This window comes from Micromonospora lacuserhaii (genome assembly GCF_036902735.1).
GTDB lineage: Bacteria > Actinomycetota > Actinomycetes > Mycobacteriales > Micromonosporaceae > Micromonospora.
Genome location: NZ_JBAKHO010000009.1, coordinates 55,805 through 80,566, shown reverse-complemented (window position 1 = coordinate 80,566; position 24,762 = coordinate 55,805). Strand labels below are relative to the sequence as shown.

Genomic DNA, 24,762 nt, shown 5'->3' with positions numbered 1-24,762 from the left:
GTCCACCTTCGGTGGGCAAGAGGCACAAAAGCTCACATTCACGTTCCGACCTCCCGACGATGAAGGCACTGATCGTCCTTCGTCGGGAGGTGGGGAGTGGACCGGCACCAGGTGCGCAACGCCCTGCTGACGACGGGACTGTCGCCGGACGCCTTCGAGATCGAGGGCGTGCACGAGCACGTGCCGGTCCCTGCCGACTTCTGGTTCCTTCGGGGGTCGGCGGGGGGACGGTGGGAGATCGGCGCCTACGAGCGCGGCACGTACGACGTGCGGCAGGTCTTCGACACCGAGGAGGAGGCGTGCGCCGGGCTGTGGCGCGCGCTCACCGGGCGTCCCGCGCCCGCCTGACCGGCGGCGGGCGGGTCCAGGCCGGCCCGGGCCGTAGGAGAGAATGAGGTACGTGACGACGATCCCGAACGTGCTCGCCAACCGTTACGCCTCGCCCGAGCTGGTCGCCCTCTGGTCACCGGAGGAGAAGGTACGGATGGAGCGGCGGCTCTGGCTCGCCGTCCTGAAGGCCCAGCGCGACCTGGGCGTGGCCGTTCCCGACGGGGTGGTCGAGGCGTACGAGCGGGTGGTCGACGACGTCGACCTGGCCTCGATCGCGGAGCGCGAGCGGGTCACCCGGCACGACGTGAAGGCCCGGATCGAGGAGTTCAGCGCGCTCGCCGGGCATGAGCACGTGCACAAGGGGATGACCTCCCGGGACCTCACCGAGAACGTCGAGCAGCTCCAGGTGCGCGCCTCGCTGGAGCTGATCCGGGACCGGGTGGTGGCCACCCTGGCCCGGCTCGCCCGGCACGCCCACGAGTACTCCGGCCTGGTGATGACCGGCCGGTCGCACAACGTCGCCGCGCAGGCGACCACGCTGGGCAAGCGCTTCGCGTCTGCGGCCGAGGAGCTGCTGATCGCGTACGAGCGGCTGGACGACCTGATCGGCCGGTACCCGCTGCGCGGCATCAAGGGGCCGGTGGGTACCGCCGCCGACCAGCTCGACCTCTTCGACGGCGACGCCGACAAGGTGGCCGAGCTGGAGCGCCGGGTGGCCGGGCACCTCGGCTTCGCCCGGGTGCTGGACAGCGTCGGGCAGGTCTACCCGCGGTCGCTCGACTTCGACGTGCTCTCCGCGCTGGCCCAGGTGGCCGCGGGGCCGTCCTCGCTGGCCACCACGATCCGGCTGATGGTCGGCCAGGAGCTGGTGACTGAGGGCTTCAAGCCGGGGCAGGTCGGTTCCAGCGCCATGCCGCACAAGATGAACACCCGTTCCAGCGAGCGGGTGAACGGCTTCGCGGTGATCATCCGCGGTTACCTGTCGATGGTCGGCGAGCTGGCCGGTGACCAGTGGAACGAGGGGGACGTCTCCTGCTCGGTGGTCCGCCGGGTGGCGCTGCCGGACGCGTTCTTCGCCGCCGACGGGCTCTTCCAGACCTTCCTCACCGTGCTGGACGAGTTCGGGCCGTACCCGGCGGTGATCAACCGGGAGCTGGAGCGCTTCCTGCCGTTCCTGGCCACCACGAAGATCCTGGTCGCGGCGGTCCGCCGGGGGGTGGGCCGGGAGGTCGCGCACGAGGTGATCAAGGAGCACGCGGTCGCGGTGGCGCTCGCCATGCGCGAGAAGGGCGCTCCCGAGAACGACCTCTTCGACCGCCTGGCGGCGGACGACCGGCTCGGCCTGTCCCGCGCCGAGATCGACGCCCTGGTCGCCGACCGCGCCGCCTTCACCGGCGCCGCCACCACCCAGATCGACCGCATCACCACCCGCATCGCCGACATCCTGGCCGCCCACCCCCAGGCCACCACCTACACCCCACCCCCCATCCTCTGACCCCGGCCCTCTCGCCGTTGATCAAGAAGTTTGCGCACGCGGGAACGCTCCACGAGGGCGCAAACTTCTTGATCAACAAGGTCCGGGCCGGGTCAGGAGTCGCGGGTGGGGGTGTCGGCGGACGAGGAGAGGTTCGGGGCGCTCGCCGGCTCGGCGATGCCGCCGGGGGCCTCGGTGAAGCCGGGCTCGTGGGCCGTTTCCGCAGCGACCAGGGGTTGGTCGTGGGGCATCACGTCGGGGGTCTTCTGCACCACGATCACCGCAGTCCCGTAGGCGCAGATCTCCATCCACATCTCGCCGCAGTCGCGGCTGTCGAACCGCATCCCCACCACGGCGTTCGCACCGAGCCGCAGCGCCTCCTCACCCAGGCGGGCCACCGAGTCGGTACGCCAGCGGGTCAGGTTGTCCGGCGCCATCGGGTCGTACGCGCCGCCGCGCAGGTTCTTGACCCCCTCGCGGTAGGGGTTCCGCGTCCGCGCCATCGACGACACCACTTCGCCGAGGATCTGGCGGATCTCGTAGCCAGGCAGTTGATCCGTCGTCACGACCAGCACGGTTCCGATGCTGTCAGTAGCCGGGCGGCTCGTTCGCGAGCCGTGTTCACCTGATCGGATGCTGCAAAACGGCGCGGCGCGGACGGGCGGCACGGGAACGGGCCGATCGGCCCGGGTCGCGCCGTACTGTCGGACACCGGCCAGCAGGGTTGACCGAACCGTTATGAGGCCACAACACCCCGGACGTCGCCGAGCCGCCGCGAGGTAACAATTTGATAGCCATCGTCGGCGGGAAAATGCCTGCTCAGGGCCGGTTTGGTCGCGCCGGGAGCGGGCGCGGCGACGGACGGCAGCCGGTTATGTCGATCACTGCCTGGACTGCCCCCGACCGGTGCGTCCGGAGCGGAATCTGCCAGGTACGCTGGCTGCGCTCGCCCGTAGTGGGCCGGCACCCAACTGCGTACACAGTCAGGAGTGCCCAGTGCCTCGCGTCGTCGTCGACGTCATGCTCAAGCCCGAGATCCTCGATCCTCAGGGCCAGGCCGTCGCAAACGCGCTGCCGCGGCTCGGCGTCAGTGACGTCGCCTCCGTCCGGATCGGCAGGCGGATCGAGATCGAGTTCACCGGCGAACCGGACCTGGACCGGGCCCGGGACATCGCCGACAAGCTGCTCGCCAACCCGGTCATCGAGGACTTCACCGTCCGGGTCGTCGAGGCCGACGAGACCGTGGACGCGCACCCGTGACCGCGCGCGTCGGTGTGGTGACCTTTCCCGGCTCGCTCGACGACGGCGACGCGGCCCGCGCCGTCCGGATCGCCGGCGCCGACCCGGTCCGGCTCTGGCACGGTGACCCGGAGCTGCACGGGGTGGACGCCGTCGTCCTCCCCGGCGGCTTCTCCTACGGCGACTACCTGCGCTGCGGCGCCATCGCCCGGTTCGCGCCGGTGATGGAGACGATCGTGGACGCGGCGCGCGGCGGCCTGCCGGTGCTCGGCATCTGCAACGGCTTCCAGATCCTCTGCGAGGCGCACCTGCTCCCCGGCGCGCTCACCCGCAACCAGCACCTGCACTTCCGCAACCGGGACCAGGTCCTGCGCGTCGAGTCCGTCGGCACCGCCTGGACGAACGCGTTCCAGGCCGGGCAGGAGATCCTCATCCCGGTGAAGAACGGTGAGGGCTGCTACGTCGCGGACACCGCGACCCTGGACGAGCTGGAGGCCGAGGGGCGGGTCGTGGCCCGCTACGTCGGCGGCAACCCCAACGGCTCGCAGCGTGACATCGCCGCGATCACCAACTCCGCCGGCAACGTGGTCGGCATCATGCCCCACCCCGAGCACGCGGTCGAGGCGCTCACCGGCCCCTCCCTGGACGGTCTCGGCTTCTTCACCTCGGTGCTCAAGCACCTGGTGGGGACGCCGGCGTGACGGTGCGCGGCGGGAACATCGGTCTGCTCCACCGCCCGGCGGGCGGCGACGAGCGCAGCGAGGAGAGGTCATGACCACCCATCAGGACCCGGCCGTACGGGAGACACCGGGCCCCTACCCGGGCGCCCCGGCCGCCGTGGCACCGCAGGGCGGCCCGGCCGACGCGGGCCGGCACGCGGGCCTGGCGCCGGCTGCCGACTGGACCGCCGGTGTGGACACCGTGCAGCGGGCCGTCGACAGCCCGGAGGAGCTCCAGCCGTACGCGGAGCTGGGCCTCCGTGACGACGAGTACGACCGGATCCGGCACATCCTCGGCCGCCGCCCCACCCAGGCCGAGTTGGCCATGTACTCGATCATGTGGAGCGAGCACTGCTCCTACAAGTCGAGCAAGGTGCACCTGCGCCAGTTCGGCGAGAAGGCCCCGCCGAGCGACCGGCTGCTCGCCGGCATCGGGGAGAACGCCGGCGTGGTCCGCGTCTCCGACGAGCTGGCGGTGACCTTCAAGGTCGAGTCGCACAACCACCCGAGCTTCGTCGAGCCGTACCAGGGCGCGGCGACCGGCGTCGGCGGCATCGTCCGGGACATCCTCGCCATGGGCGCCCGCCCGATCGCGGTGATGGACCCGCTGCGCTTCGGCGCCGCCGACCACCCCGACACCGCCCGGGTGCTGCCCGGCGTGGTCGCCGGCGTCGGCGGCTACGGCAACTGCCTCGGCCTGCCCAACATCGGTGGCGAGCTGGTCTTCGACCCCTGCTACCAGGGCAATCCGCTGCTCAACGCGCTCTGCCTCGGCGTACTCCCGGTCGACCGGCTGCAGAAGAAGGACGCCACCGGCCCCGGCAACATCGTGGTGCTGCTCGGCGCGAAGACCGGCCGGGACGGTATCGGCGGCGTGTCGGTGCTGGCCAGCGCCACCTTCGACGAGGGCAGCGAGCAGCGCCGCCCGTCGGTGCAGGTGGGCGACCCGTTCACCGAGAAGCTGCTGATCGAGGCCTGCCTCGAGCTGTACGACGCCCAGCTGGTCGTCGGCATCCAGGACCTCGGCGGCGCGGGCCTGACCTGCGCGCTCACCGAGACCGCCGCGTCCGCGGGCACCGGCATGCGGGTCTGGCTGGAGCGGGTTCCGCTGCGCGAGCCCTCGATGGAGCCGCACGAGATCCTGGCCAGCGAGTCCCAGGAGCGGATGCTGCTGGTCGTCACGCCGGAGAAGCTGGACGCGGTGCTCAAGACCGCCGAGAAGTGGGGCGTGCTCGCCACCGCGATCGGCGAGGTCACCGCGCCGTCGGCCGACGGCCAGCCGGGCCGGCTGCTGGTGACCTGGCGCGACCACGTGGTGGTCGACGTGCCGCCGGGCTCGCTGGTCGACGACGGCCCGGTCTACGCCCGCCCGATGCGCGAGCCGGCCGACCTGATCCTGCTCCAGGCCGACCGGGCCGAGACGCTGCCCCGGCCGACCAACCCGGAGGCGCTGCGGGAGACCGTGCTCCGCATGATCGCGTCGCCGAACCTGGCCGACAAGACCTGGGTCACCGAGCAGTACGACCGGTACGTGCTGGGCAACACCGTGCTGGCCCAGCCGGAGGACTCCGGCGTGATCCGGATCGACGAGCGGACCGGCCTGGGCGTCGCCCTCTCCGTCGACGGCAACGGCCGGTACGCCCGCCTCGACCCGTACAACGGGACGAAGCTGGCGCTGGCCGAGGCGTACCGGAACGTGGCGGTGACCGGCGCCAAGCCGATCGCCGTGACCAACTGCCTCAACTTCGGCTCGCCGGAGGACCCGGGCGTGATGTGGCAGTTCGCCGAGGCCGTGCGCGGTCTGGCGGACGGCTGCCTGGAGCTGGGCATCCCGGTCACCGGCGGCAACGTCAGCTTCTACAACCAGACCGGCGCCGCGGCGATCCACCCCACCCCGGTGGTGGGTGTGCTGGGCGTGCTGGACGACGTGGCCGACCGGGTCCCGATGGGCTTCGTGCCGCGCGGCGGCGGCGAGCACGACCAGATCTTCCTGCTGGGCGACACGCACGTGGAGCTCTCCGGCTCCGAGTGGGCGTGGGTCGCCCACGAGCACCTCGGCGGCATGCCGCCGCAGGTCGACCTGGGCCGGGAGCGGCAGCTGGCCGAGCTGATGGCCGAGGCGGCCCGGGTCGGCCACCTGAGTTCCGCGCACGACCTCTCCGACGGTGGTCTCGCCCAGAGCCTGATCGAGTCCTGCCTGCGGCGCCGGGTCGGCGCCCGGATCGGGGTGCCGGAGCGGTTCGCCGACGGCTCGTTGCCGTTCGTCTTCCTGTTCAGCGAGTCGGCCGGCCGGGTGCTGGTGTCGGTGCAGCGCGGGCACGAGAAGGCGTTCACCGCCCTCTGCGCCGAGCGGGGCGTGCCGTGGGAGCTGATCGGCATGACCGATCCGGCCAGTGCCGCGCTGGAGGTGCACGGCCAGTTCCGGATCGGGCTGGACGAGCTGCACGCCGCGCACAGCGCGACCCTGCCCCGACTCTTCGGTGGCCCCGAGGCCGCCAGGGTCGAGGTCGAGGCGACCCGGACCGGTACCACCACCGTCGCGCCGGCCACCGCCGCGCGTCCGGTGGACGTGCCGACCACCGGGCCGGCCGAGGCCGCCGACGCGCCGGTCGCCGAGGCGGTCGCGGTCGTGCCGCCCGCCGCGGGCGTACCGGTCGAGGAGACTGACCCGACCACGACCGAACCGGCGGCGGAGACCGCGACGGACGCCGTGCCGGCGGCCGACGAGGCCACCGGTGCCGCAGCCGGGGTGCCGGCCACCGAGCAGGAGCCGACCACGGAGGCCAGTGCCGATGTTACGGCTTCCGATGCGCCGGCGGCCGAGACCGTTCCCGGCGACGACGAGCAGTCCTCCGCGCCCGATAAGCGCTGAGGCGTTGGCCGCGGCCGTTCACGCCCAACCCGGCTCCGGCGCCCGGTTCGACTGGGGGCTGACCGGGGCGGCCGAGCTCGGCCGGGTCTGCGCCGTGCTGGTGGTGGTGGACGTGCTCTCGTTCACCACCGCCGTGGAGGTCGCGGTCGGCCGCGGCATGCGGGTCCACCCGTTCCCCTGGGGCGAGCAGGCGGCCGAGTACGCCGTCCGGGTCGGCGCGGTCGCCGCGGTGGGCCGCCGGCAGGTGACGCCGGACCATCCGTGGTCGCTCTCACCGGCGGCGCTGACCACCGCGCCGGTCGTCGCGGACCTCGTGCTGCCGTCGCCGAACGGCTCGGCCATCAGCGCCGCGGCCAGCGCCACCGGCCTGCCGGTGGTCGCGGCCTGCCTGCGCAACGCCCGCGCCGTCGGGCGCTGGCTGCGCCGCCAGGGGTACGGCACCAGGGACGCCCCGGTGGGCGTGGTCGCCGCCGGTGAACGCTGGCCGGACGGCACCCTGCGCCCGTCGGTGGAGGACCAGCTCGGCGCGGCCAGCGTGCTGGACGCCATCTCCGGGGTGCCCGGTGGGCTCTCGGTGGAGGCGGCGATGGCCCTCGCCGCGTTGGCGAGCACCCCGGACGTGCCGGCGGCGGTACGGGGCTGCGTCTCCGGCCGCGAGCTGATCGAGGGCGGCTTCGCCGGGGATGTCGAGGTCGCCGTCCGGATCGGCGTCTCCGACGTGGTGCCCGTCCTGCGGCAGGGTGTCTTCTCCGCCGCCTGACCGTTCCCGCGCCACCGCCCCGCGGCGCGCTGCCGCGTCGCCCCGCCCCCACGGAAGCCGGTCGGGCGTCACCGTCACACGATGAAGGGCCGCCCGGATGTCCGGGCGGCCCTTCATCGTCGCGTTGCCGTCGGGGCGCGGCCACGGGTGGATCAGTCGTCCAGCCAGTCCAACCGGCGACCGCCGCGCTCCTGCGGGGTGGCGTCGGGCCGGGTCCGCCCCGTCGGGGCCTGGTCGCCGTAGTAGCCGCCACCCTGCTGCTGGTCGTAGCTGTGGTTGTCGTAGCCGCCGCTGCGTGGCTGCGGCGGCTCCTGACCGTAGCCGGCCGGCTGGTCGTACCCGGCCTGCTGGCCGTAGCCGCCGGACTGGTCGTACCCGCCCGGCTGGCCGCCGTAGCCGCCGCCGCGCTGGTCGTACCCACCGTCGTAGCCCTGCTGCGGGCCGGCGTCGTAGCCACCCTGGCCGGCGCCGTAGCCGTTGCCGCCGGTGTAGCCACCGGTCGGCTCCGGGGACCGGCCGTAGCCGCCCTGCTCCGGCTGGCCGTAACCGTTCGCCGGCTCCGGCTGGTAGGTGCTGGTCGGGTACGGGTCGGCCGGCGCGGTGTACGACTGCGCCGCGTCGCCGGTGTACCGGCCGGTCGGCTCGTCGTACCGCTGCTCGCCGTAGCCGCCGCCCTGGTCCTGCTGGGGGTAGCCGCCCTGGCCGGCGCCGTAGCCGCCGCCGGAGGCAGGGGCGCCGCCGTAGCCGCCGGCCGCACCCGCCGCGCCGTAGCCGCCGCCCGAGGAGGGCGCGTTGCCGTAGCCGGCCTGCTGGCCGTAGCCGCCCTGGGCGGGCGGCTCGTCGCCGTACCCGTTGCCGGCCCAGCCGCCCGCGGCCGCGCCCGCGCCGTACGCCTGGGGCGGAGCCGCGTACGGGTCCGGCGGGACGTCGTCGACGATCGGACGGTGCATCATGGTCGGCGCGTCGCTCAGCGCGGCGCCGCCGACCATCGTCGGGTCTGCTCCGGCGCCGGCCCGGTTGACGACCCGGGTGTGGTCGTCGGCGCCGCGGTACGCACCCCGGGCGCCGGGCACCGCCGACGCTGCGGCGGCACCGGCCGGGCCGTCCGCGTCGTCGTCATCGGCGTTGCGACGGCGCATCCAGAGCAGCACGATGGTGCCCACTCCGGCGGCCACCAGCAGGCCGCCGAGCAGGATGACCAGGAACGAGCCGACACCGCCGCCCTCGTCGTTCGAGGCGGCATCCCCGGGGGCCGGGGCCGCCTCGGTGGCCTGGTCGTCGGTGGCCTCCTCGGTCGCCTCCCCGGCGGGTGCGGTGGCCTCCTCGGTGGCCTGCGGCGTCGCGGTCGGGCTGACCTCCACCTTGATCGCCAGGCTGATCCGCTGGCCGGTCAGGCTCTGCCCGGCGTTCGCGCTGATCGACTTGGTGGCGACGACGGCGTCCTTGCTGGCACCCAGGGAGAGCCGGCCCGGCGTGATCGGCTTGTCGGTGGAGCCGGTGAAGCGGAAGTTGCCGTTGTCGTCGCTGGTCGTCTGGAACTGGTGCTGCGCCGAGTCGACCAGCATCACCACGGCGTTGGGGACGGCGTCGCCGTTGGCCGCGATGGTCACCTTGCCGGAGACCGACTTGACCGTCTGGACCTGCGGCGGCTGCGTCGTCGGCGGCGGCGGCTTGGGCTTCACGGCGACCTGGAAGTTGGCCGTGGCGGGGTCGGACTGGTCCGGCTTGACCTGGACGGTCACGGAGGCGTTGGCCTCCCCCGCGTTGTCGTTGGCCTTGAGCGTGAGCAGGACGGTCTTCGGCGAACCGGGCGGGCCGTTGAACTGGAAGCTCCCGCAGCCGTTCGCGCAGGACACGCCGGACGGGAGGCCGGTCAGGCCGAGCTCGCCGCTCTTGTCCTCCGGGCTGGGCAGGATGGTCACGCTGACGGTGGCGTCACTGCCGGCGTTGACCGTCACCGAGCCGGGCTGCACGGTCGCGGTGGCCGCGAGGGCCGGTGCCGCGGGGGCGGTGAGCAGGCCGCCGGCAGCCAGCGCTACGACCACACCTGCCCGCTGCTTCCAGGCATGTCGGTGCGTTGACACGTCCACCGCCTTCCGGTCTGACCTCCCCGGCCAGGGCCGGGGATCATCACGGTACGAATACGCCGTCGGCAACTATGCCTTGTCTGACCGGATCAGCGCGACCCAGGGCCAGCGTGGCAGCCGCCGCGGGCGAGTCGTATCGTCCCGTCGTGTCCTCTCCGTACATTAAGTCCGCCGCGGTCGCGGCGGCGCTCACGGCGCTCGACGAGGGGCGTACGCCCGATCGGCCGGTGTACCGGGAGGCGGTCCGTACCCTTCTGACCGCCCTCGCGGAGCGCGCCCCCGGCCGATCGGTGGAGGTGCGTGTCCCACCTTACGGTGCAGTTCAGTGCGTTCCGGGTCCCCGACACACCCGCGGCACCCCGCCGAACGTGGTGGAGATGGCGCCGGCGGTCTGGCTCGCCCTGGCCACCGGACGGCTCTCCTGGGCGGATGCGGTGACGGACGGTCGCGTACGGGTGAGTGGAAACCGGGCGGACCTCTCCGAGCACCTCCCCCTTGAGCTGGAACGGGACGACCGCGCTCCGTGACGCCATGGAGCCGAATCGTGACTATCTGTATCGACGTCGATTCGCGTACACTGTCAGGCGACGACAGTGGTCTCGGCCGAGGAGTGCGGATCAGTGCCTGCTGACCCGCCCGGCCAGTCCAGACCAGCATGAGGGAGCGGCAGGTGCCCCGAGGCGACGGCCGGCTGAGCCACGACCTTGATCCCCAGCGACCCGGCCCCCAGGACGCTTGTGGCGTCTTCGGTGTCTGGGCCCCCGGCGAAGAGGTCGCGAACCTCACCTACTTCGGCCTCTACGCCCTGCAGCACCGGGGTCAGGAGGCGGCCGGCATCGCGGTGAGCGACGGTTCGGGCGTGGTGGTCTACAAGGATCTCGGCCTCGTGGCCCAGGTCTTCGACGAGCCGACCCTGGCGAGCCTGCGTGGCCACCTGGCCATCGGGCACGCGCGCTACTCCACCACCGGCGGCTCGACCTGGGAGAACGCCCAGCCGACCATCCGTTCCACCAGCTCCGGCACCACCATCGCGCTGGCCCACAACGGCAACCTGGTCAACACGGCCGAGCTCCAGAAGGAGGTCGCCGAGCGGGGGCTGATCGCCGACGGCGCCACCAACGACACCTCGCTGGTGACGATGCTGCTGGCCAGCCGCCCCGACCTGTCCGTGGAGGCCGCCGCGCTGGAGGTGCTGCCGCAGCTGCGCGGCGCGTTCAGCTTCGTCTTCATGGACGAGTCGACCCTCTACGCCGCCCGTGACCCGCACGGCGTCCGCCCGCTGGTCCTCGGTCGCCTCGAGCGGGGCTGGGTGGTGGCCAGCGAGACGGCCGCCCTGGACATCGTCGGCGCCAGCGTGGTCCGCGAGGTCGAGCCGGGCGAGCTGATCGCGATCGACGAGGACGGCCTGCGCTCCAGCCGGTTCGCCGCGCCGGAGCCGAAGGGCTGCCTCTTCGAGTACGTCTACATCGCCCGCCCGGACGCCACCATCGCCGGCCGCAACGTGCACGCGGCGCGGGTGCAGATCGGCCGCCAGCTGGCCAAGGAGCACCCGGTCGAGGCGGATCTGGTGATCCCGGTGCCGGAGTCCGGCACCCCGGCGGCGATCGGCTACGCGGAGGCCTCCGGCATCACGTACGGCGCCGGGCTGATGAAGAACCCGTACGTCGGGCGCACCTTCATCCAGCCCTCGCAGACGCTGCGTCAGCTCGGCATCCGGCTCAAGCTCAACCCGCTGCGGGAGAACGTGCGGGGCAAGCGGCTGGTCGTGGTGGACGACTCGATCGTGCGCGGCAACACCCAGCGGGCCATCGTGCGGATGCTCCGCGAGGCCGGCGCGCTGGAGGTGCACGTCCGGATCTCCTCGCCGCCGGTCAACTGGCCGTGCTTCTACGGCATCGACTTCGCCACCCGGGCCGAGCTGCTTGCCAACGGGTTGGACAACGAGGGGATCCGGCGGTCGATCGGCGCCGACACCCTCGGCTACGTGTCGCTGCCCGGCCTCATCGCCGCGACCGAGCAGCCCAAGACGCGGCTCTGCCGGGCCTGCTTCGACGGGGAGTACCCGATCGAGCTGCCGGCCGGGAACCTGATCGGCAAGCACGTGCTCGAAGGAGTGGGGCGGCGCGTCGCCGGCACCTCGGAGCACACCGCCCCACCGCTCGTCGCCGCTCCGGGCGGCGCGACCGTCCACCCGTAGCACCACCGGGGTCGTCCGGGCACCACCGGCACGGCACCGAGAACCACAAAGGGGAGAACCGTGACGCACGTGTCCGAGCGCAGCGGCGCAGGAAGCAGCTCGACCGGCGCTGGTGGCGACCGCCAGCCCTGGACGGCCGGCGGCCGCGCGACGCGCAAACGCTCGGTCTCGTACGCCGACGCCGGGGTGTCGATCGAGGCGGGCGACCGCGCGGTCGAGCTGCTGAAGTCGAAGGTGAAGCAGACCCGGCGCCCCGAGGTCATGGGTGACCTGGGTGGCTTCGCCGGCCTGTTCCGGCTGGACACGAAGAAGTACAAGAACCCGATCCTCGCCTCCTCCACCGACGGCGTGGGCACCAAGCTGGTGATCGCCCAGCAGATGGACATCCACGACACGGTCGGCATCGACCTGGTCGCGATGGTCGTCGACGACCTGGTGGCCTGCGGCGCCGAGCCGCTCTTCCTGCTCGACTACATCGCCACCGGCGAGGTCGTGCCGGACAAGGTCGCCGAGATCGGCGCGGGTATCGCCGACGGCTGCCGGTACGCCGGCTGCGCGCTGCTCGGTGGCGAGACCGCCGAGCACCCGGGCGTGCTGCGCCCGGACGAGTACGACATCTCCGCCACCGGCGTCGGCGTGGTCGAGGAGAGCGACATCCTCAACCCGGAGCGGGTCGAGGTGGGCGACGTGGTGATCGCCATGCGCTCGTCCGGCCTGCACTCCAACGGCTACTCCCTGGTCCGGCACGTGCTGCTGGGCGCCGGTCGGATGCGGCTGGACGTGGTGATCGAGGACTTCGGCCGGCAGCGCACCCTCGGCGAGGAGCTGCTCACCCCGACCAAGATCTACGCGCAGGACTGCCTCAAGCTGATCGCCGAGGCGGAGGTGCGCTCGATCGCCCACGTCACCGGCGGCGGCATCCCCGGCAACCTGGTCCGGGTGCTCCCCGAGCACGTCGACGCGGTGGTCAACCGGTCCACCTGGAAGCCGCAGCCGATCTTCGACCTGATCCAGTCCAAGGGACGGATCGAGGACCCGGAGATGGAGGCGACCTTCAACATGGGCGTCGGCATGTTCGCCATCGTCTCGGCCGAGGACGCCGACCGCGCGCTGGCCACCCTGGCCGGCCGGGGCGTCGACGCCTGGCAGGCCGGCGAGATCATCGAGGGCACCGGCAACGTGCAGATGATCGGTCAGCACACCCGGGGATGATCACTCTCCGCTGATCAGCCGGGCACCTGATCGGGGGTTCACCCGAGTGGCCATCGCCACCTAGCCTGAAGGGCAATTCAGGCATGGGGGAGGAGGGCCGATGGCTGCTCGGGCACCGGGCGTGACCGGGATGCGGGGCATCGGCACGCTCCCGTCGTACGTGGTGATGCAGCCGACGACCCTTTGCAACCTGGACTGCGCGTACTGCTATCTCCCGCATCGGGCCCTCGACCGGCGGATGCCGGTGGCGGTGGCCGAGGCGGTCGCCGCCGCGGTGAACCCGTGGGCGGATCGGTCGCGCTTCTCCGTGGTGTGGCACGGCGGGGAGCCGCTCGCGGCCGGCCGGGAGCACCTGGCCGCGCTGATCGCCCCGTTCGGGCCGGCGGTGGAGCACCACGTGCAGACCAACGCCACGCTGATCGACGACGCCTGGTGCGCGTTCTTCACCGAGCACCAGGTGCGGGTGAGCGTGAGCGTGGACGGCCCGCGGGAGCGCAACGGCGAGCGGGTGACCCGGGCCGGCCGGCCGGCTTACGACCGGATCCTGCGCGGCGTCGCGGCGCTGCGCCGGCACGGGCTGCCCTTCTCCGCCCTGGCTGTGGTGAGCCGTCCGGGGCCGGGGCTCGCCACCGAGCTGTACGACTACTTCCTCGACCTCGGCTGCGACGTGCTGGGCGTCAACGTCGAGGAGACCGAGGGGGTGAACACCCGGGGCAACGCGCACGACGCGGCGGTCGTTACCGCGTTCTGGGCGGAGCTGGTCGGAGCCTGGCGGAAGGCGCCCCGGATCCACCTGCGCGAGGTGGAGTGGTCGCTGCGCTACGCGGCGGCGGTGCTGGACGGTACGACGGACGACCTGCTGCCCCGGCGGCTCGACCCGATCCCCACCGTCGCCCAGGACGGCTCGGTGGTGGTGCTCTCCCCGGAGCTGGCCGGCTTCACCGACCCCCGGTACGGCGACTTCAGCAGCGGCAACGTGCTGTCGACCCCGTTGGGGGAGATCCTGGCCGGCGCGCCGGACACGCCCTGGGTGGCGGAGTTCCTCACCGGGGTCGAGGCGTGCCGGTCGTCCTGTCCCTACTTCGGCTTCTGCGGTGGCGGCCACGCGGCGAACCGCTACTTCGAGCTGGGGCGGTTCGACGGTACGGAGACCGACCACTGCCGCAACAGCAAGATCCGCCTATTGGAGGGAGTGTTGGAGCATGCCCGAGACCACCAGTCACCGGCAGCCTGAGCGGGTTGGGGGAGGTGTCGTGGAACCGGTCGCCGATCGGGTCCGGGACGCCGCCGCAGGGCTCACCGCATTGCTCCACGAGGCCGAGGCGGCGCGCCGGTCCCGGGCGGAGGTGTCGGGTTCCGACGGCGCCAGCGCGGTCTGCGCCTGGAACCACTTCGAGAACATCCCGACGTTCTACAACTGGAACAACCGCCCGCGCTGACACACCGAGATCAGGGACCCTGCCGGTCGGCCGGAGCGTATCCGGCACGGTGGGTCCCTGATCGTCGGTCTGTGGCGCCGCTCAGGTTGGGCACATGCGTGAGCACGCGGAGAGTTGCCGCGTGCTCAGATGCGACCGGAGGTCAGCGGGTCGGAGGAGCCCAGGGATCCGGCTCGTCGTCCGCGTGATCCTCATCATCGTCGTCGACCTCTTTGTAGTCGTCGTCGAAGTGCTGCTCAGACTTACCAGCACCCGCCAGTTCGCGCTGCAAGGCGGTGAGGTCGGTGTTCGGGGAGTGGTACTTCAACTCCCGCGCCACCTTCGTCTGCTTGGCCTTAGCACGGCCGCGCCCCATGGCTCGACCCCCTCGCACAGAATGCGGGGCAGCCCGAAGGCGGGCCCCGATGACGTCAGGCATCTCTCGTGGCTCTTACGGTACATGGGGATGCCGTCGTTCGGCACCTCGGGTTACCGTAAGCCGGCCCTGCGCGTCGCAGTCATCCGGTCGTCACCGAGTGTACCCGGTAAGGGGCGGGTGGCGGAGCGGCCGTGACACCAGACAAACCCCCCGAGAGGGGACGAACGGCGACCCCGGGGCGCGGGCGGACCCACGCCCCGAGGCGCGGGTCACCGCAGGTGGATCGTGCGCAGCCGGCCGACGTCGGCCATCCGCCGCTCGGCCAGCCGGTCGGCCGCCACCGCCGGCGGCACGCCCTCGTCGTCGGCGAGCCGGAGGATCTCCCGGGTGGTGTCGTAGATCTTCGTGGCGCGCAGCTTCGCCCGGTCGAAGTTGAAGCCCTCGATCTCGTCCGCGACCTGGATCACGCCGCCGGCGTTCACCACGTAGTCGGGGGCGTAGAGGACGCCCCGGTCGGCCAGGAGCTTCTCGATGCCCGGGTGGGCGAGCTGGTTGTTGGCCGCGCCGGCGACCACCTTGGCGCGCAGCGCCGGCACCGTGTCGTCGTTGAGCGCGCCGCCCAGCGCGCACGGGGCGTACACGTCGATGTCGGCGGCGACCAGCGCGGAGGCGTCGTCGACCAGGTCGACCTGCGGGTGGTTGGCGCGCACCCACTCCAGGGCCTTCGGGTTGACGTCGGTCGCCACCACCTCGGCGCCGTCCTCGAGCAGGTGCGCGGTCAGGTGCTTGCCGACCTTGCCCAGGCCGGCCACGCCGACCCGCCGGCCGCTCAGCGTCGGCGCGCCCCAGACGTGCTCGGCCGCGGCCCGCATGCCCTGGTAGACGCCCCACGCGGTGAGGACGGAGGAATCGCCGGCGCCGCCGTGCTCCACGCTGCGGCCGGTGACGTAGCGGGTCTCCCGGGCGATCACGTCCATGTCGGCGACGTAGGTGCCGACGTCGCAGGCGGTGTAGTAGCGCCCGGCCAGCGACTCCACGAAGCGGCCGTACGCGCGCAGCAGCGCCTCGCTCTTGACCTGCTCCGGGTCACCCCAGATGACCGCCTTGCCGCCGCCCAGGTCCAGCCCCGCCAGGGCGTTCTTGTACGCCATGCCGCGGGACAGGTCGAGCACGTCCGCCAGTGCCGCCTCCTCGCTGGCGTACGGGTAGAACCGGGTGCCGCCGAGCGCGGGGCCCAGCGCCGTCGAGTAGATGCCGATGATCGCCTTCAGGCCGGACTGCTTGTCCTGGCAGAAGACGACCTGCTCGTGACCGGTGGATCCCGGGTCGTCGGTGGTCGCGAATACGCCCATGGCTTGCTCCTGTGTCGGTGTGCGCCCTTGTGGGACGCGGACCTCGTGGACGCCGGCGGGATGCTGCCGGTCCTGCTGAGCCTAATATCGGGCGGCGCCGCACTGTCGCCGACGTCACGCGTGACCGCCGGCGGTGTGGGCGTGCCGCCCCGGTTTCATGGGAGGATCGCGCGGTGCCGTCGCTCTTCGCTTCTTACCTGCGCGTGTACGAGCCGCTGACCGCCTTCGACCGGGAGCGCCAGTCGTACTGGCGGCGGTATGTCCGTGAGGGGCGGGCGGTCGCCCCGTTGGAGGGGCCCGGCCGGCAGCGGACCGCGGTGATCGAGGCGCTGGGCGCCGGCTGGACCCGGCTGCCCGACCTGCCGGACGAGGCGTACGTCCTGGAGGCCGACGACACGCTGCTGGTCTGCCCGTGGAACCTGCGGATCCGGGTCGCCGAGGCGGCGCTGAGCGCGCGCGACGGGGTGCCGTCGGTGCTGGCCGACGCGTTCGTCCCGCCGATCCTGGCCGGGCAGGCCAAGGCGGTGGTGGAGGACTGGCGCAGCGGCGCCCGGGTGCTGGAGCACGGGGTGCCGCGCCTGCACGAGCAGATCGCCACCTGGGGCGTGCCGCTGCGCTGGTTCGTGCTCTTCGAGTCGGGCGAGCGCGAGCTGGTCACCGACCCGGCACGGCGGGCGCTGCGCTACCGCACCGAGATCTCCAAGGCCCGCCGGCGTGCCTCCCGCGCGCTGTCGGTGCTGCGCAAGTCCGTCGGTGAGGCGCCGATCACCGAGGCGGTGGAGGAGGCCGCCCGCTGGTTGGAGGAGTTCCACCCGCGCTCGGTGGTGGAACTCGACTACGGCGGCCTGGTGCAGCTCCTCGCCGACGAGACCCTCGCGGCGGACGACTCGACGGAGCTGGTGGCGACCGGCCTGGCCGGGCTCTCCCGGGGCGAGGCGGAGGAGGCGTCGGCGGCGTACGACCGGCTGGTGGCCCGGTGGCGCGCGGTGCAGCTGCTGGAGCGGTGCAACTGACTACGAACCGCCCATTTACGGTGTCGGATATGAGGCAGCCTCGTGGTTGGCGCATCACGAAGCGCGATCATGAGTCCGAATAAGGTACTTTCTGGCGTGTGAAAGTCAGATAAATCGGGCATGGTTCATCCGTCCGTCTAGGGACCTTCGGCCGTTCGGCCCATGTCGGACATCGGGGACTAGCCGGACCATGGGAGACGCGTCGGCCGGCGGGACCCCGGCCGATGTCTATACATGTGGAGGAGTGACCGATGGCATCGCGAACGCACGAACCGGAGCCGCTACTCACGCCGGCCGAGGTGGCGTCGATGTTCCGTGTCGACCCGAAGACGGTGACCCGGTGGGCCAAGGCGGGGAAGCTCAGCGCGATCCGGACCCTGGGTGGCCACCGTCGGTACCGCGAGTCGGAGGTACGGGCACTGCTCCAGGGGCAGATCCCGCAGCAGCGCCAGGGGGACTGACCTCCCGGCAACACCAGGACGTTCCGGTCTCAGGGGCGGGCGGACGGCGCGACAGCGCCGATCCACCGCCCCTGAACCATGTCCGGGGTCGGGCGGCTCACTCCTGAAGGCTCACCCGGATCCCGATCGTGCCCCGCTCGCCCCGGCGCAGCCGGCTGCCGAGCAGGCTGAGCCGGCCCAGCAGCCGGTACTTCCGCTTGATCAGGTCGCGGACCCGGCGGCTCTCCTCCGGGCCGGTGAGCACCGCGTGCCCCGGCACCGCCCCGCCGTGCGGGCGCCCCCGCACGTCGCACGGCGCCACCGTCACCGCGCCGTCGCGCCGGATCCGCTTGACCTTCCCGGAGTCGGCGGCAGTCCAGACCGCCAGCGTGTCGCCGTCGCGGACCGCCCAGACCGGGGTGGGCACCGCGCGACCGTCCTTGCGGAACGTCGTCAGCAGGACGTACTTCTCCGCCGCCAGGCGGTCCAGCTCCGTCACGCCGCCAGGATACGGCCGCGACAGCCCAGTTGGCCGGCAAGTAGCGTGGCGTGGTGACCGGGGAACCCAGGATCGGCGACGTCTTCGGCGAGATGCTGCGCGACGCGTACGCGGTGCACACCGGGATCGGTCCCCGGCCGCTGGTCGGCGGACGGCTGCCCCGGCCGGTCATCGAGATCATCGAGCGCGACGACGGGCTGATCAACGGCGCTCCCGCCGCGCACTACCTGGACGGGCCGCAGGACTGGCAGCCGTACGACCACCGGGCCGTCGACCGGGCCCGCGGCGAGACGCTCGACATCGGCGTCGGCGGCGGGCGGATCGCGCTGGTGCTCCAGGAACGCGGGGTCCCGGCCACCGGGCTGGACACCTCGCTCGGCGCGCTGCGGGTCTGCCGGCACCGGGGCGTCCGGCAGCTCGTCCACGCCACGGTCGACGAGCACGTCGCCGCCGGCCGCCGGTACGACACGTTCCTGCTGCTCGGCAACAACCTCGGGCTGATCGAGGGGCGGGAACGGGCACCGGCGTTCCTCGCCGCGCTGGCTGCGATGGCCCGCCCCGGCGCGCAGGTCATCGCCCACGGCACGGACCCGTACGGCACGACGGACCCGGTGCACACCGGCTACCACGAGCTGAACCGGCGGCGTGGCCGGTTCGGCGGCCAGCTCCGGCTCCGGCTGCGCTACCGGGAGCTGGGCACCGACTGGTTCGACTACCTGGTCTGCTCGGCCGAGGAACTGGCCGAACTGGTCCCGGGCACCGGCTGGCGACTGACCGACGTGGACGACCGCGACGCCCCGTACTATCTGGCCACCCTGCGACTGGCGGGCTGAGCCGCCGGTGGGGCCCCCGGCCAGCCGGAGGCCCCGGCGCGGCCTAGACCTGGACGGTCGGGGGGAGCTGCTCCGGCGGCAGGCCACCGTCACCGTCGACCACCTCGTCCGGGGTGCCGTCCTCGTCGATGTCGACCATGGTGATGTCCACCTTGCCGTCACCGTCGGTGTCGAACTGGAACAGGTCGGCCTTGCCGTCGCCGTCAGTGTCCACCACCCACACGTCGGTCTTCCCGTCGTTGTTGGTGTCCGCGCGGAGCAGGTCGACGCGTTCGTCGCCCCGCGTCTCCACGGTCTCGCCGGCCGTCCCCGTGCTTTCGACGCTCTCCGGTGCCTGGCTCATGTCGACTGGTTCCTTCCCTCGGTGTTGACCGCCGTCTGTACCCGACCGGGCGCTCCCCCACGCATGCCGCCCGGCGAGGTGCTGCATAGGGTCGCACCCATGAGCGAGCGAAGCGAGCGGTGCGACGCGACGGAGACCCCGTGCGCAGCCGCGCGCAGCGAGGGAGCGTCATGAGTGGTCGTTTTGTCGTCGTCGGGGCCGGCACGATGGGCCTCGGCATCGCCTACGTGGCGGCCGGCGCGGGCCATGCCGTCGATCTGGTCGAGGTGGACCCGGGCCGGGCGCAGGCCGCCGCCACCCGCCTCGGGGAGCTGTGGGACCGGGCGGTGGCGCGCGGGAAGCTCGACGCCGCGCAGGCGGACGCGAGCCGGGCCCGGCTGACCCTGCGGGGGGCCCTGGACGAGGTCGCCCCGGAGCCGGACGTGGTGGTCGAGGCCGTGCCCGAGCGACCCGACCTGAAGCGGACGGTGCTGCGCGCCGCCGAGCGGCTGCGGCCGGCCCTGCTGGGCAGCAACACCTCCAGCATCCCGATCGCCGAGCTGGCCGACGGGCTCGACCGGCCGGACCGCTTCCTCGGGCTGCACTTCTTCAACCCGGTCTGGGCGATGGCCCTGCTGGAGGTCGTGGTCGGCCCGGCCACCGCGGCGGAGACCACCGCAGCGGCCGTCGCGCTCGCCGGCCGGCTGGGCAAGGACCCCGTCGTCGTACGCGACATGCCCGGCTTCGCCACCTCCCGGCTCGGCGTCACCCTCGGCCTGGAGGCGATCCGGATGGTCGCCGACGGGGTGGCCAGCGCGGGCGACATCGACAAGGCGATGGTGCTCGGCTACCGGCACCCGATCGGCCCGCTGGAGCTCACCGACCTGGTCGGCCTGGACGTCCGGCTCGACATCGCCCGGACCCTGCAGGCCGCGTACGGGGACCGCTTCGCGCCGCCACCGCTGCTCGAGGAGATGGTCGCCGCCGGGAAGCTGGGCAAGAAGTCCGGCCAGGGCTTCTACCGGTGGGAAGGCGGTGAGAAGCGATGAGCGGGCTACGGATCGAGGAACTGCCGGACCGGCTGGTGGTGACGCTGGACCGACCGGAGAAGCGCAACGCCATCGACGCCGACCTGATCGGCGAGCTGCACGCCGTCTGCGCCGACCTCGAGGCACGTCCCCGGCTGCTGCTGCTCACCGGCGGCGCCGAGGGCATCTTCGCCGGCGGCGCCGACATCGCCCAGCTACGCGAACGCGGTCGGCTGGACGCCCTCGCCGCGATCAACCAGGCGGCCTTCGCCCGGATCCGGGCGCTGCCCATGCCGACCGTCGCCGCCGTCGACGGCCCCGCGCTCGGCGGCGGCGCCGAGCTGGCGTACGCCTGCGACCTGCGGGTCTGCACCGCCCGGGCGGTCTTCGGCCAGCCCGAGGTGCGACTGGGCATCCTGGCCGGCGCGGGCGCGACGTACCGGCTGCCGGCGTTGATCGGTGAGGCCCGGGCCAAGGAGCTGCTCTTCACCGGCCGCCGGGTCGACGCCGACGAGGCGCTGCGGATCGGCCTGGTCAACCGGGTGGTGGACGAGCCGGCCGAGCTGCTGCCCACCGCGCACGGCCTGCTCGACGAGATGGCCAAGGGCTCGGCGCTGGCGCTGCGACTGACCAAGCTGGCGGTGGACGCGCCGGCCGCCGCCCACCCGCACCTCGACCTGGTCAGCCAGGCGGTGCTCTTCGAGGACGAGGAGAAGCGCCGGCGGATGACCGACTTCCTGGAGCGGCGGCGCCCGCGCTGAACCGCCCCGCGACGCGCGACGGCCGCACCGGTCCACCGGTGCGGCCGTCGTCCTCCGTGGTCAGTGCCGGATCGACACATCCGCGTCGGCGAGCGCGTTGATCAGCCCCGCGCTCTCGCTGAAGCCGATGATCAGCACGGCCTCCGGGCTGTACGACTTGATGTCCTTCGCCATGCCGGAGAAGTCCACCGGCGGCGCCTTGGCGTCGGCCGGCGGGTCGTAGGTCAGCAGCTTCACCCGGTCGCCGCCGACGCCGGCCCGCTCCAACTCCGCCCGGACCGTCTCCTGGAGGCCCTCACCGTAGGAGTCCTTCCGGGCCACCAGGACGATCTTGTGCGGCCCGTCCCGGAGCATCACGTCGGCCAACGCCCGGCCCTGGAGGCTGTCCGGCGGGGCGGTACGGAAGTAGAGCCCCTTGTCCTCCGCGTTGGTCAACCCCGAGTCGGTGTTGGACGGGGAGAAGAGGATCCGGCCCGCCGCCACCACGTCCGGCAGCACCGAGCTGGAGATGCCGGAAGCGGCGGCACCGATGATGACCTGGACCTTCTTGCGGATGTGGGAGGCCACGGTGGCCTTCGCGACCTCCGGGCTGGTGCCGTCGTCGCCGTCGATCCAGACCACCGGCTCGCCGAGCACGCCACCCGCGGCGTTGATCTCCTTGACCGCCAGCGCCGCGCCCGCCGCCAGCGGCGGGTTGGCCAGGGCCAGATCACCGGTCTTCGGCAGCAGGCCGCCGAGGATCAGCGGCGAACCGTCGCTGCGGTCGGTCCGGCCGCCCCGCTGCTTCCTCGGCTTCGGCGGGCTCTTGGTGCTCGCCCCGGTCTCGTCCCCGGCGCCGACGAACTCGGTCTTCGCGTCGTTGATCTTCTGGTCGTCGAAGTGCAGCGTCGCGTAGCTGGCGGTGGCCGGCTCGCCCGCGTCGGTGAACCCGGCCCGGTTCAGCGACGGGCCGCGGTACTCGATGTCCTGACCGTCGCGGGCCAGCGCCAGGCAGCTCACCGGCTCGGTGCAGCGCTGCCCGTTGTTGGTCACCCCGACGATCTGCTTGGCGATCTCCGACGGCCGGGTGGTGCCGGCCAGCTGCGCCGCCAGCGCGCTGATCATCACGGCGTCGTACGACTCCGCCGCGTAGAGGAAGTCCGTCAACTCCGGGTCGACGGCGCGTAGTCGTTCCTTGAAGTCCTCGGCCAACGGCGTGAGCGGGGTGGTGCCCTTCATGCCGTCGACCAGGTTGGCGTTGTCCTTCAGCTCGGCTGCGAAGGAGTTCAGCATGTTGCCGTCGGTGCCGTACAGGCGAACCTGCGGCGTGGCTGCCTCTTCAGGCTTGTCGGTCGTCCCGCATGCGCTGGTGACGAGCAGGAACGCCGCACTGGCCGCCACGATGGCTGCGCGCGGGCCGCGTGTTACGAGCATTGTCTTCCTTCCTCCGGGGAGGTCCGCTGGGCACGATAGCGTGCCCGTCCGGATCACGGGAGCGTGGAGCCTGCCCGCGTCGGCGGCCCGACACCTGCCCGTACGCTGCGTCACCGCCGCGCTGTGCCGGGTCACCGCTTGACCGGTCGTCCTACTGTTCCGCAGGTGACCGACGTACCCGACCAGACGTTCGACGACGCGACCGCCGTCCTCCGTTCCGCGTTGGCCGGCGACGGTGACGCGGTGGTGGGAACCTTCGACGCTGTGGTGGACCGGGCCGGCCTCGCCGGCGCGTACGGGGTCGCCTGGTGTCTCGCCGCCACCATGGTGGGCGACCCGCCCCCACCGGGCGCCTGCGCGCTCGACTTTCCCGGCATCGACGAGGCCGGCTACGACGCCCGCTGGGTGGCCCGCTTCGTCAGCGCGTACGCCAACCACGACGCGGACACCGGTGAGGCGCTCTTCGGGGCGGCCGTCGCCGACGGCCAGCTGCCCGACTGCCTGCTGACCCTGGCCGGCTCGACCGTGGCCACCCTGCGCGACCGGGCCGGGTGACGGCGCGGCGCCCGGCCGGAGGGGCCCGGGGCGCCGCGCCGGCGCCGGTCAGAACGCGTGGTAGGCGATCAGCGGATCGTACTGGTAGCGCAGGTTGGAGAAGCGGACCCGGAAGTTGACCCCGTCGCGCACGTTGGTGGCCACCGCCGTCCAGCTCGACCCCGGCTTCAGGTAGGTCAGGTAGTTGCAGCTCTCGGTCTTGTCGACGAAGACCACGCAGGCTTCGGTGCCGAACGCGCTGGCGTTGCGGACGTTGATGTCGCGGCAGCGACTGGTGGTCCGGTAGGTGCCGGCCTCGCCGCCCCACGAGCCGGTCTGGAAGTACGAGCGGACCGCGCCGCCGTAGCAGGTGGCCAGGGGTGCGGCCAGGTTGGTCGTCGGGCTGGCCGTCGCGTCGGCCTCGGGGGCGGCCTGCGCGGGTGCGCCGAGGGCGAGCAGCGACAGCGCCGCCGTGCCTGCCGTCAGGCGGGCGACCGGTGATGCCATGTGGTGCCTCCAGGGATGGGGGTGGACCCTGTGTTGCGGACAGGGAGCTGAGCGTGGCGATGGTACCGGTCGATGTCCGGGCCGGCGGTGGCGAACCCGTGAAACTTCTGTGATAGCTCTGGTAGCCATGTCCGAGGCGATGCTCAGCAAGGTCCGCAAGCTGCTGGCCAAGGCGGAGGACCCGGCCTGCACGGCCGCCGAGTCCGCCGCCTTCACCGCCAAGGCCACCGAGCTGATCGCCCGTTACGGCGTCGACCGGGCGCTGCTGGCCGCCCGCGACCCGGCCGGTGATCCGGTCGGCGACCGGGTGGTCGACGTGCCCGCCCCGTACGCCCGGGACAAGGCAGCGCTGCTCGCCGCGGTCGCCGACCCGCTGCGCTGCCGGTGCGTACGCCGCCGGGAGGGCAGCGGCTTCGCCCTGCACCTCTTCGGCTTCGCCAGCGACCTGGAACGCGTCGACCTGCTCTTCACCTCGCTGCTGGTCCAGGCCGCGCACGGGCTGGCCGCGGCGGTCGTACCGGCCGGCGAGCAGCCCGCCGCCTTCCGCCGCTCCTGGCTGGCCGGCTTCGCCGGGGTGGTCGGGGAGCGGCTGCGGGCGGCCGAGGCGGGCGCGGTGGCCGAGCGCGGCGAGCCCTCGGTCGCGCTGGTCCTCGCGGACCGCTCCGACCGGGTGGCCCGCCGGGTGACCGAGGTCTACCCGCGGCTGCGGAGCGCGCCGCGCCGTCGACTGGCCGGCAGCGGGTTCGGCCCGGGGGCCGCGGCGGGACGCCGGGCGAAGCTGGGCGGCGCGGGGGTGGTCGACGGCTCCGACGCGCCGCCGGGGATCGGGCGGTGAGCGGTCAGCTCCGCCGGGAGACCACCGCGAGGTACCTGCTGAGCAGCTCGTGCCAGCCGGCGGTGAGCGCCTTCCGGTAGCCCTCGGCGGCCTCGCCGTGCCGGTCGAAGTGCCGGTGCTCCACCTCGACCCGGGTCTGCCCCGAGTCGTCGGGCAGGAACAGCACCTCGACCTCGCTGGCCCGCGCCGGGTCCGGCACCGGCACCCGGTCCGGGCCGAGCTGCCAGGTGAAGACGAGCCGGCGGGGCGGATCCCAGGTGAGCACCCGGCCCCAGTCGCCGCGGAAGCCGTACGGGCCGATCTCGTAGAGCATCCCGCCGGCCCGGGGTTCCATCCCCAACTCGGCCAGGGCCGCCGGTCCGGACCAGGTGTATTCCCGGACCCACCAGTCGGTCAGCGCTCCGGTGAAGACGGCGAACGCCTGCTCGGCGGTGGCGGGGACGAGAAGACTGCTGCGGAGCCAGTACCGTTCGACGTTCTGACGGACGTGGTCCGGATCCGCCATCTCCTGTCCCATAGGCCCGGACCATACCGGCTG

General features: G+C 72.9%; 27 protein-coding genes. 18 read left to right on the top strand and 9 right to left on the bottom strand.

Annotated elements, in window-relative coordinates:
* The first annotated feature begins 96 nt into the window (after positions 1-96).
* Positions 97-348, top strand: coding sequence for a hypothetical protein (locus tag V6U81_RS09050; RefSeq protein ID WP_334486598.1), 252 nt, complete (start codon positions 97-99; stop codon positions 346-348).
* Positions 349-400: 52 nt separating this feature from the next.
* Positions 401-1,825 carry an adenylosuccinate lyase gene (gene purB, locus V6U81_RS09045; RefSeq protein WP_334486596.1) on the top strand — a complete coding sequence of 475 codons (1,425 nt, stop codon included), beginning with the start codon at positions 401-403 and terminating at the stop codon, positions 1,823-1,825.
* Between the two features lie 92 nt (positions 1,826-1,917).
* Here the strand turns inward: purB and V6U81_RS09040 are convergent, their stop codons facing one another.
* Positions 1,918-2,472, bottom strand: coding sequence for a YbjQ family protein (locus V6U81_RS09040; protein ID WP_334486593.1), 555 nt, complete (start codon positions 2,470-2,472; stop codon positions 1,918-1,920).
* Between the two features lie 328 nt (positions 2,473-2,800).
* Between V6U81_RS09040 and purS the strand changes: the two genes are divergently transcribed.
* The 4 genes from purS to V6U81_RS09020 all read left to right on the top strand — a co-directional run bounded on the left by purS (position 2,801) and on the right by V6U81_RS09020 (position 7,394).
* Positions 2,801-3,064, top strand: coding sequence for a phosphoribosylformylglycinamidine synthase subunit PurS (purS, locus tag V6U81_RS09035; protein ID WP_334486590.1), 264 nt, complete (start codon positions 2,801-2,803; stop codon positions 3,062-3,064).
* Positions 3,061-3,744 carry a phosphoribosylformylglycinamidine synthase subunit PurQ gene (gene purQ / locus V6U81_RS09030; RefSeq protein WP_334486587.1) on the top strand — a complete coding sequence of 228 codons (684 nt, stop codon included), beginning with the start codon at positions 3,061-3,063 and terminating at the stop codon, positions 3,742-3,744. Before purS ends, purQ begins: the two co-directional genes overlap by 4 nt.
* A gap of 70 nt (positions 3,745-3,814) precedes the next feature.
* Positions 3,815-6,634, top strand: a complete 2,820-nt coding sequence (gene purL / locus V6U81_RS09025) for a phosphoribosylformylglycinamidine synthase subunit PurL (protein ID WP_334486585.1) — start codon at positions 3,815-3,817, stop codon at positions 6,632-6,634.
* 4 nt (positions 6,635-6,638) lie between these two features.
* The gene (locus V6U81_RS09020; RefSeq protein ID WP_334486583.1) at positions 6,639-7,394 is read left to right on the top strand and encodes a 2-phosphosulfolactate phosphatase; all 756 of its coding nucleotides are present in this window, start codon (positions 6,639-6,641) and stop codon (positions 7,392-7,394) included.
* Between the two features lie 152 nt (positions 7,395-7,546).
* On the opposite strand, the gene V6U81_RS09015 is transcribed toward V6U81_RS09020, so the two are convergent.
* Entirely contained in the window at positions 7,547-9,478 is a 1,932-nt protein-coding gene (locus V6U81_RS09015) for a carboxypeptidase-like regulatory domain-containing protein (RefSeq protein WP_334486580.1), read from the bottom strand.
* A gap of 149 nt (positions 9,479-9,627) precedes the next feature.
* On the opposite strand from V6U81_RS09015, the gene V6U81_RS09010 reads away from it, so the two are divergent.
* The 5 genes from V6U81_RS09010 to amcA all read left to right on the top strand — a co-directional run bounded on the left by V6U81_RS09010 (position 9,628) and on the right by amcA (position 14,329).
* Positions 9,628-10,008: a sterol carrier family protein gene (locus V6U81_RS09010; RefSeq protein WP_334486577.1), complete on the top strand. Its 381-nt coding sequence runs from the start codon at positions 9,628-9,630 to the stop codon at positions 10,006-10,008.
* A 143-nt stretch (positions 10,009-10,151) separates the two neighbouring features.
* Positions 10,152-11,678, top strand: coding sequence for an amidophosphoribosyltransferase (gene purF / locus V6U81_RS09005; RefSeq protein WP_334486574.1), 1,527 nt, complete (start codon positions 10,152-10,154; stop codon positions 11,676-11,678).
* A 60-nt stretch (positions 11,679-11,738) separates the two neighbouring features.
* Entirely contained in the window at positions 11,739-12,890 is a 1,152-nt protein-coding gene (gene purM, locus V6U81_RS09000) for a phosphoribosylformylglycinamidine cyclo-ligase (RefSeq protein WP_334486571.1), read from the top strand.
* Positions 12,891-13,020: 130 nt separating this feature from the next.
* A complete protein-coding gene (gene amcB, locus V6U81_RS08995) occupies positions 13,021-14,124 on the top strand; it encodes a cyclophane-forming radical SAM peptide maturase AmcB (protein ID WP_334486792.1) in 1,104 nt (367 codons plus the stop codon).
* Entirely contained in the window at positions 14,093-14,329 is a 237-nt protein-coding gene (gene amcA / locus V6U81_RS08990) for a multiple cyclophane-containing RiPP AmcA (RefSeq protein WP_334486569.1), read from the top strand. Before amcB ends, amcA begins: the two co-directional genes overlap by 32 nt.
* A 142-nt stretch (positions 14,330-14,471) precedes the next feature.
* Here amcA and V6U81_RS08985 read toward each other — a convergent pair whose 3' ends face one another.
* Entirely contained in the window at positions 14,472-14,684 is a 213-nt protein-coding gene (locus tag V6U81_RS08985) for a DUF3073 domain-containing protein (RefSeq protein ID WP_334486566.1), read from the bottom strand.
* Positions 14,685-14,956: 272 nt separating this feature from the next.
* Positions 14,957-16,039, bottom strand: a complete 1,083-nt coding sequence (locus V6U81_RS08980; protein ID WP_334486563.1) for a Glu/Leu/Phe/Val family dehydrogenase — start codon at positions 16,037-16,039, stop codon at positions 14,957-14,959.
* Between the two features lie 173 nt (positions 16,040-16,212).
* Between V6U81_RS08980 and V6U81_RS08975 the strand changes: the two genes are divergently transcribed.
* Both V6U81_RS08975 and V6U81_RS08970 read left to right on the top strand, forming a co-directional pair.
* Positions 16,213-17,052: a DUF8083 family protein gene (locus V6U81_RS08975; protein ID WP_334486560.1), complete on the top strand. Its 840-nt coding sequence runs from the start codon at positions 16,213-16,215 to the stop codon at positions 17,050-17,052.
* Between the two features lie 251 nt (positions 17,053-17,303).
* Positions 17,304-17,513 (top strand): BldC family transcriptional regulator, encoded by a 210-nt coding sequence (locus tag V6U81_RS08970; RefSeq protein ID WP_007073996.1) that lies wholly within the window; start codon positions 17,304-17,306, stop codon positions 17,511-17,513.
* Between the two features lie 97 nt (positions 17,514-17,610).
* Here the strand turns inward: V6U81_RS08970 and V6U81_RS08965 are convergent, their stop codons facing one another.
* Positions 17,611-17,991 carry a PPOX class F420-dependent oxidoreductase gene (locus V6U81_RS08965; RefSeq protein WP_334486558.1) on the bottom strand — a complete coding sequence of 127 codons (381 nt, stop codon included), beginning with the start codon at positions 17,989-17,991 and terminating at the stop codon, positions 17,611-17,613.
* A 53-nt stretch (positions 17,992-18,044) separates the two neighbouring features.
* Between V6U81_RS08965 and V6U81_RS08960 the strand changes: the two genes are divergently transcribed.
* Complete coding sequence (locus V6U81_RS08960) at positions 18,045-18,824, top strand: class I SAM-dependent methyltransferase (RefSeq protein ID WP_334486556.1); 780 nt, start codon at positions 18,045-18,047, stop codon at positions 18,822-18,824.
* 43 nt (positions 18,825-18,867) lie between these two features.
* Here the strand turns inward: V6U81_RS08960 and V6U81_RS08955 are convergent, their stop codons facing one another.
* Positions 18,868-19,167, bottom strand: a complete 300-nt coding sequence (locus V6U81_RS08955; protein ID WP_334486554.1) for a hypothetical protein — start codon at positions 19,165-19,167, stop codon at positions 18,868-18,870.
* Between the two features lie 170 nt (positions 19,168-19,337).
* On the opposite strand from V6U81_RS08955, the gene V6U81_RS08950 reads away from it, so the two are divergent.
* On the top strand, positions 19,338-20,195 hold the full coding sequence (locus tag V6U81_RS08950; RefSeq protein ID WP_334486552.1) for a 3-hydroxyacyl-CoA dehydrogenase family protein: 858 nt from the start codon (positions 19,338-19,340) through the stop codon (positions 20,193-20,195).
* Positions 20,192-20,935, top strand: a complete 744-nt coding sequence (locus V6U81_RS08945) for an enoyl-CoA hydratase/isomerase family protein (RefSeq protein WP_334486550.1) — start codon at positions 20,192-20,194, stop codon at positions 20,933-20,935. The genes V6U81_RS08950 and V6U81_RS08945 overlap by 4 nt, the downstream gene beginning before the upstream one ends.
* Before the next feature lie 60 nt (positions 20,936-20,995).
* Here V6U81_RS08945 and V6U81_RS08940 read toward each other — a convergent pair whose 3' ends face one another.
* A complete protein-coding gene (locus V6U81_RS08940) occupies positions 20,996-22,348 on the bottom strand; it encodes an ABC transporter substrate-binding protein (RefSeq protein WP_334486548.1) in 1,353 nt (450 codons plus the stop codon).
* Between the two features lie 165 nt (positions 22,349-22,513).
* On the opposite strand from V6U81_RS08940, the gene V6U81_RS08935 reads away from it, so the two are divergent.
* Complete coding sequence (locus V6U81_RS08935) at positions 22,514-22,903, top strand: hypothetical protein (protein WP_334486545.1); 390 nt, start codon at positions 22,514-22,516, stop codon at positions 22,901-22,903.
* Between the two features lie 48 nt (positions 22,904-22,951).
* On the opposite strand, the gene V6U81_RS08930 is transcribed toward V6U81_RS08935, so the two are convergent.
* Positions 22,952-23,389 (bottom strand): hypothetical protein, encoded by a 438-nt coding sequence (locus tag V6U81_RS08930; protein ID WP_334486542.1) that lies wholly within the window; start codon positions 23,387-23,389, stop codon positions 22,952-22,954.
* A gap of 127 nt (positions 23,390-23,516) precedes the next feature.
* Between V6U81_RS08930 and V6U81_RS08925 the strand changes: the two genes are divergently transcribed.
* Complete coding sequence (locus V6U81_RS08925) at positions 23,517-24,224, top strand: DUF2786 domain-containing protein (RefSeq protein WP_334486540.1); 708 nt, start codon at positions 23,517-23,519, stop codon at positions 24,222-24,224.
* Positions 24,225-24,228: 4 nt separating this feature from the next.
* Here V6U81_RS08925 and V6U81_RS08920 read toward each other — a convergent pair whose 3' ends face one another.
* Positions 24,229-24,741, bottom strand: coding sequence for an SRPBCC family protein (locus V6U81_RS08920; protein ID WP_334486538.1), 513 nt, complete (start codon positions 24,739-24,741; stop codon positions 24,229-24,231).
* Positions 24,742-24,762 lie beyond the last annotated feature (21 nt).

Excerpts from the sequence above, each read along its gene's own strand:
- purL (WP_334486585.1), top strand. The coding sequence starts at position 3,815 with ATGACCACCCATCAGGACCCGGCCGTACGGGAGACACCGGGCCCCTAC.
- V6U81_RS08985 (WP_334486566.1), bottom strand. The coding sequence starts at position 14,684 with ATGGGGCGCGGCCGTGCTAAGGCCAAGCAGACGAAGGTGGCGCGGGAG.
- V6U81_RS08930 (WP_334486542.1), bottom strand. The coding sequence starts at position 23,389 with ATGGCATCACCGGTCGCCCGCCTGACGGCAGGCACGGCGGCGCTGTCG.
- amcB (WP_334486792.1), top strand. The coding sequence starts at position 13,021 with ATGCGGGGCATCGGCACGCTCCCGTCGTACGTGGTGATGCAGCCGACG.
- V6U81_RS08925 (WP_334486540.1), top strand. The coding sequence starts at position 23,517 with ATGTCCGAGGCGATGCTCAGCAAGGTCCGCAAGCTGCTGGCCAAGGCG.
- V6U81_RS08950 (WP_334486552.1), top strand. The coding sequence starts at position 19,338 with ATGAGTGGTCGTTTTGTCGTCGTCGGGGCCGGCACGATGGGCCTCGGC.
- V6U81_RS08980 (WP_334486563.1), bottom strand. The coding sequence starts at position 16,039 with ATGGGCGTATTCGCGACCACCGACGACCCGGGATCCACCGGTCACGAG.
- amcA (WP_334486569.1), top strand. The coding sequence starts at position 14,093 with ATGCCCGAGACCACCAGTCACCGGCAGCCTGAGCGGGTTGGGGGAGGT.
- V6U81_RS08945 (WP_334486550.1), top strand. The coding sequence starts at position 20,192 with ATGAGCGGGCTACGGATCGAGGAACTGCCGGACCGGCTGGTGGTGACG.
- V6U81_RS08940 (WP_334486548.1), bottom strand. The coding sequence starts at position 22,348 with ATGCTCGTAACACGCGGCCCGCGCGCAGCCATCGTGGCGGCCAGTGCG.
- V6U81_RS08970 (WP_007073996.1), top strand. The coding sequence starts at position 17,304 with ATGGCATCGCGAACGCACGAACCGGAGCCGCTACTCACGCCGGCCGAG.
- V6U81_RS08920 (WP_334486538.1), bottom strand. The coding sequence starts at position 24,741 with ATGGGACAGGAGATGGCGGATCCGGACCACGTCCGTCAGAACGTCGAA.
- V6U81_RS08955 (WP_334486554.1), bottom strand. The coding sequence starts at position 19,167 with ATGAGCCAGGCACCGGAGAGCGTCGAAAGCACGGGGACGGCCGGCGAG.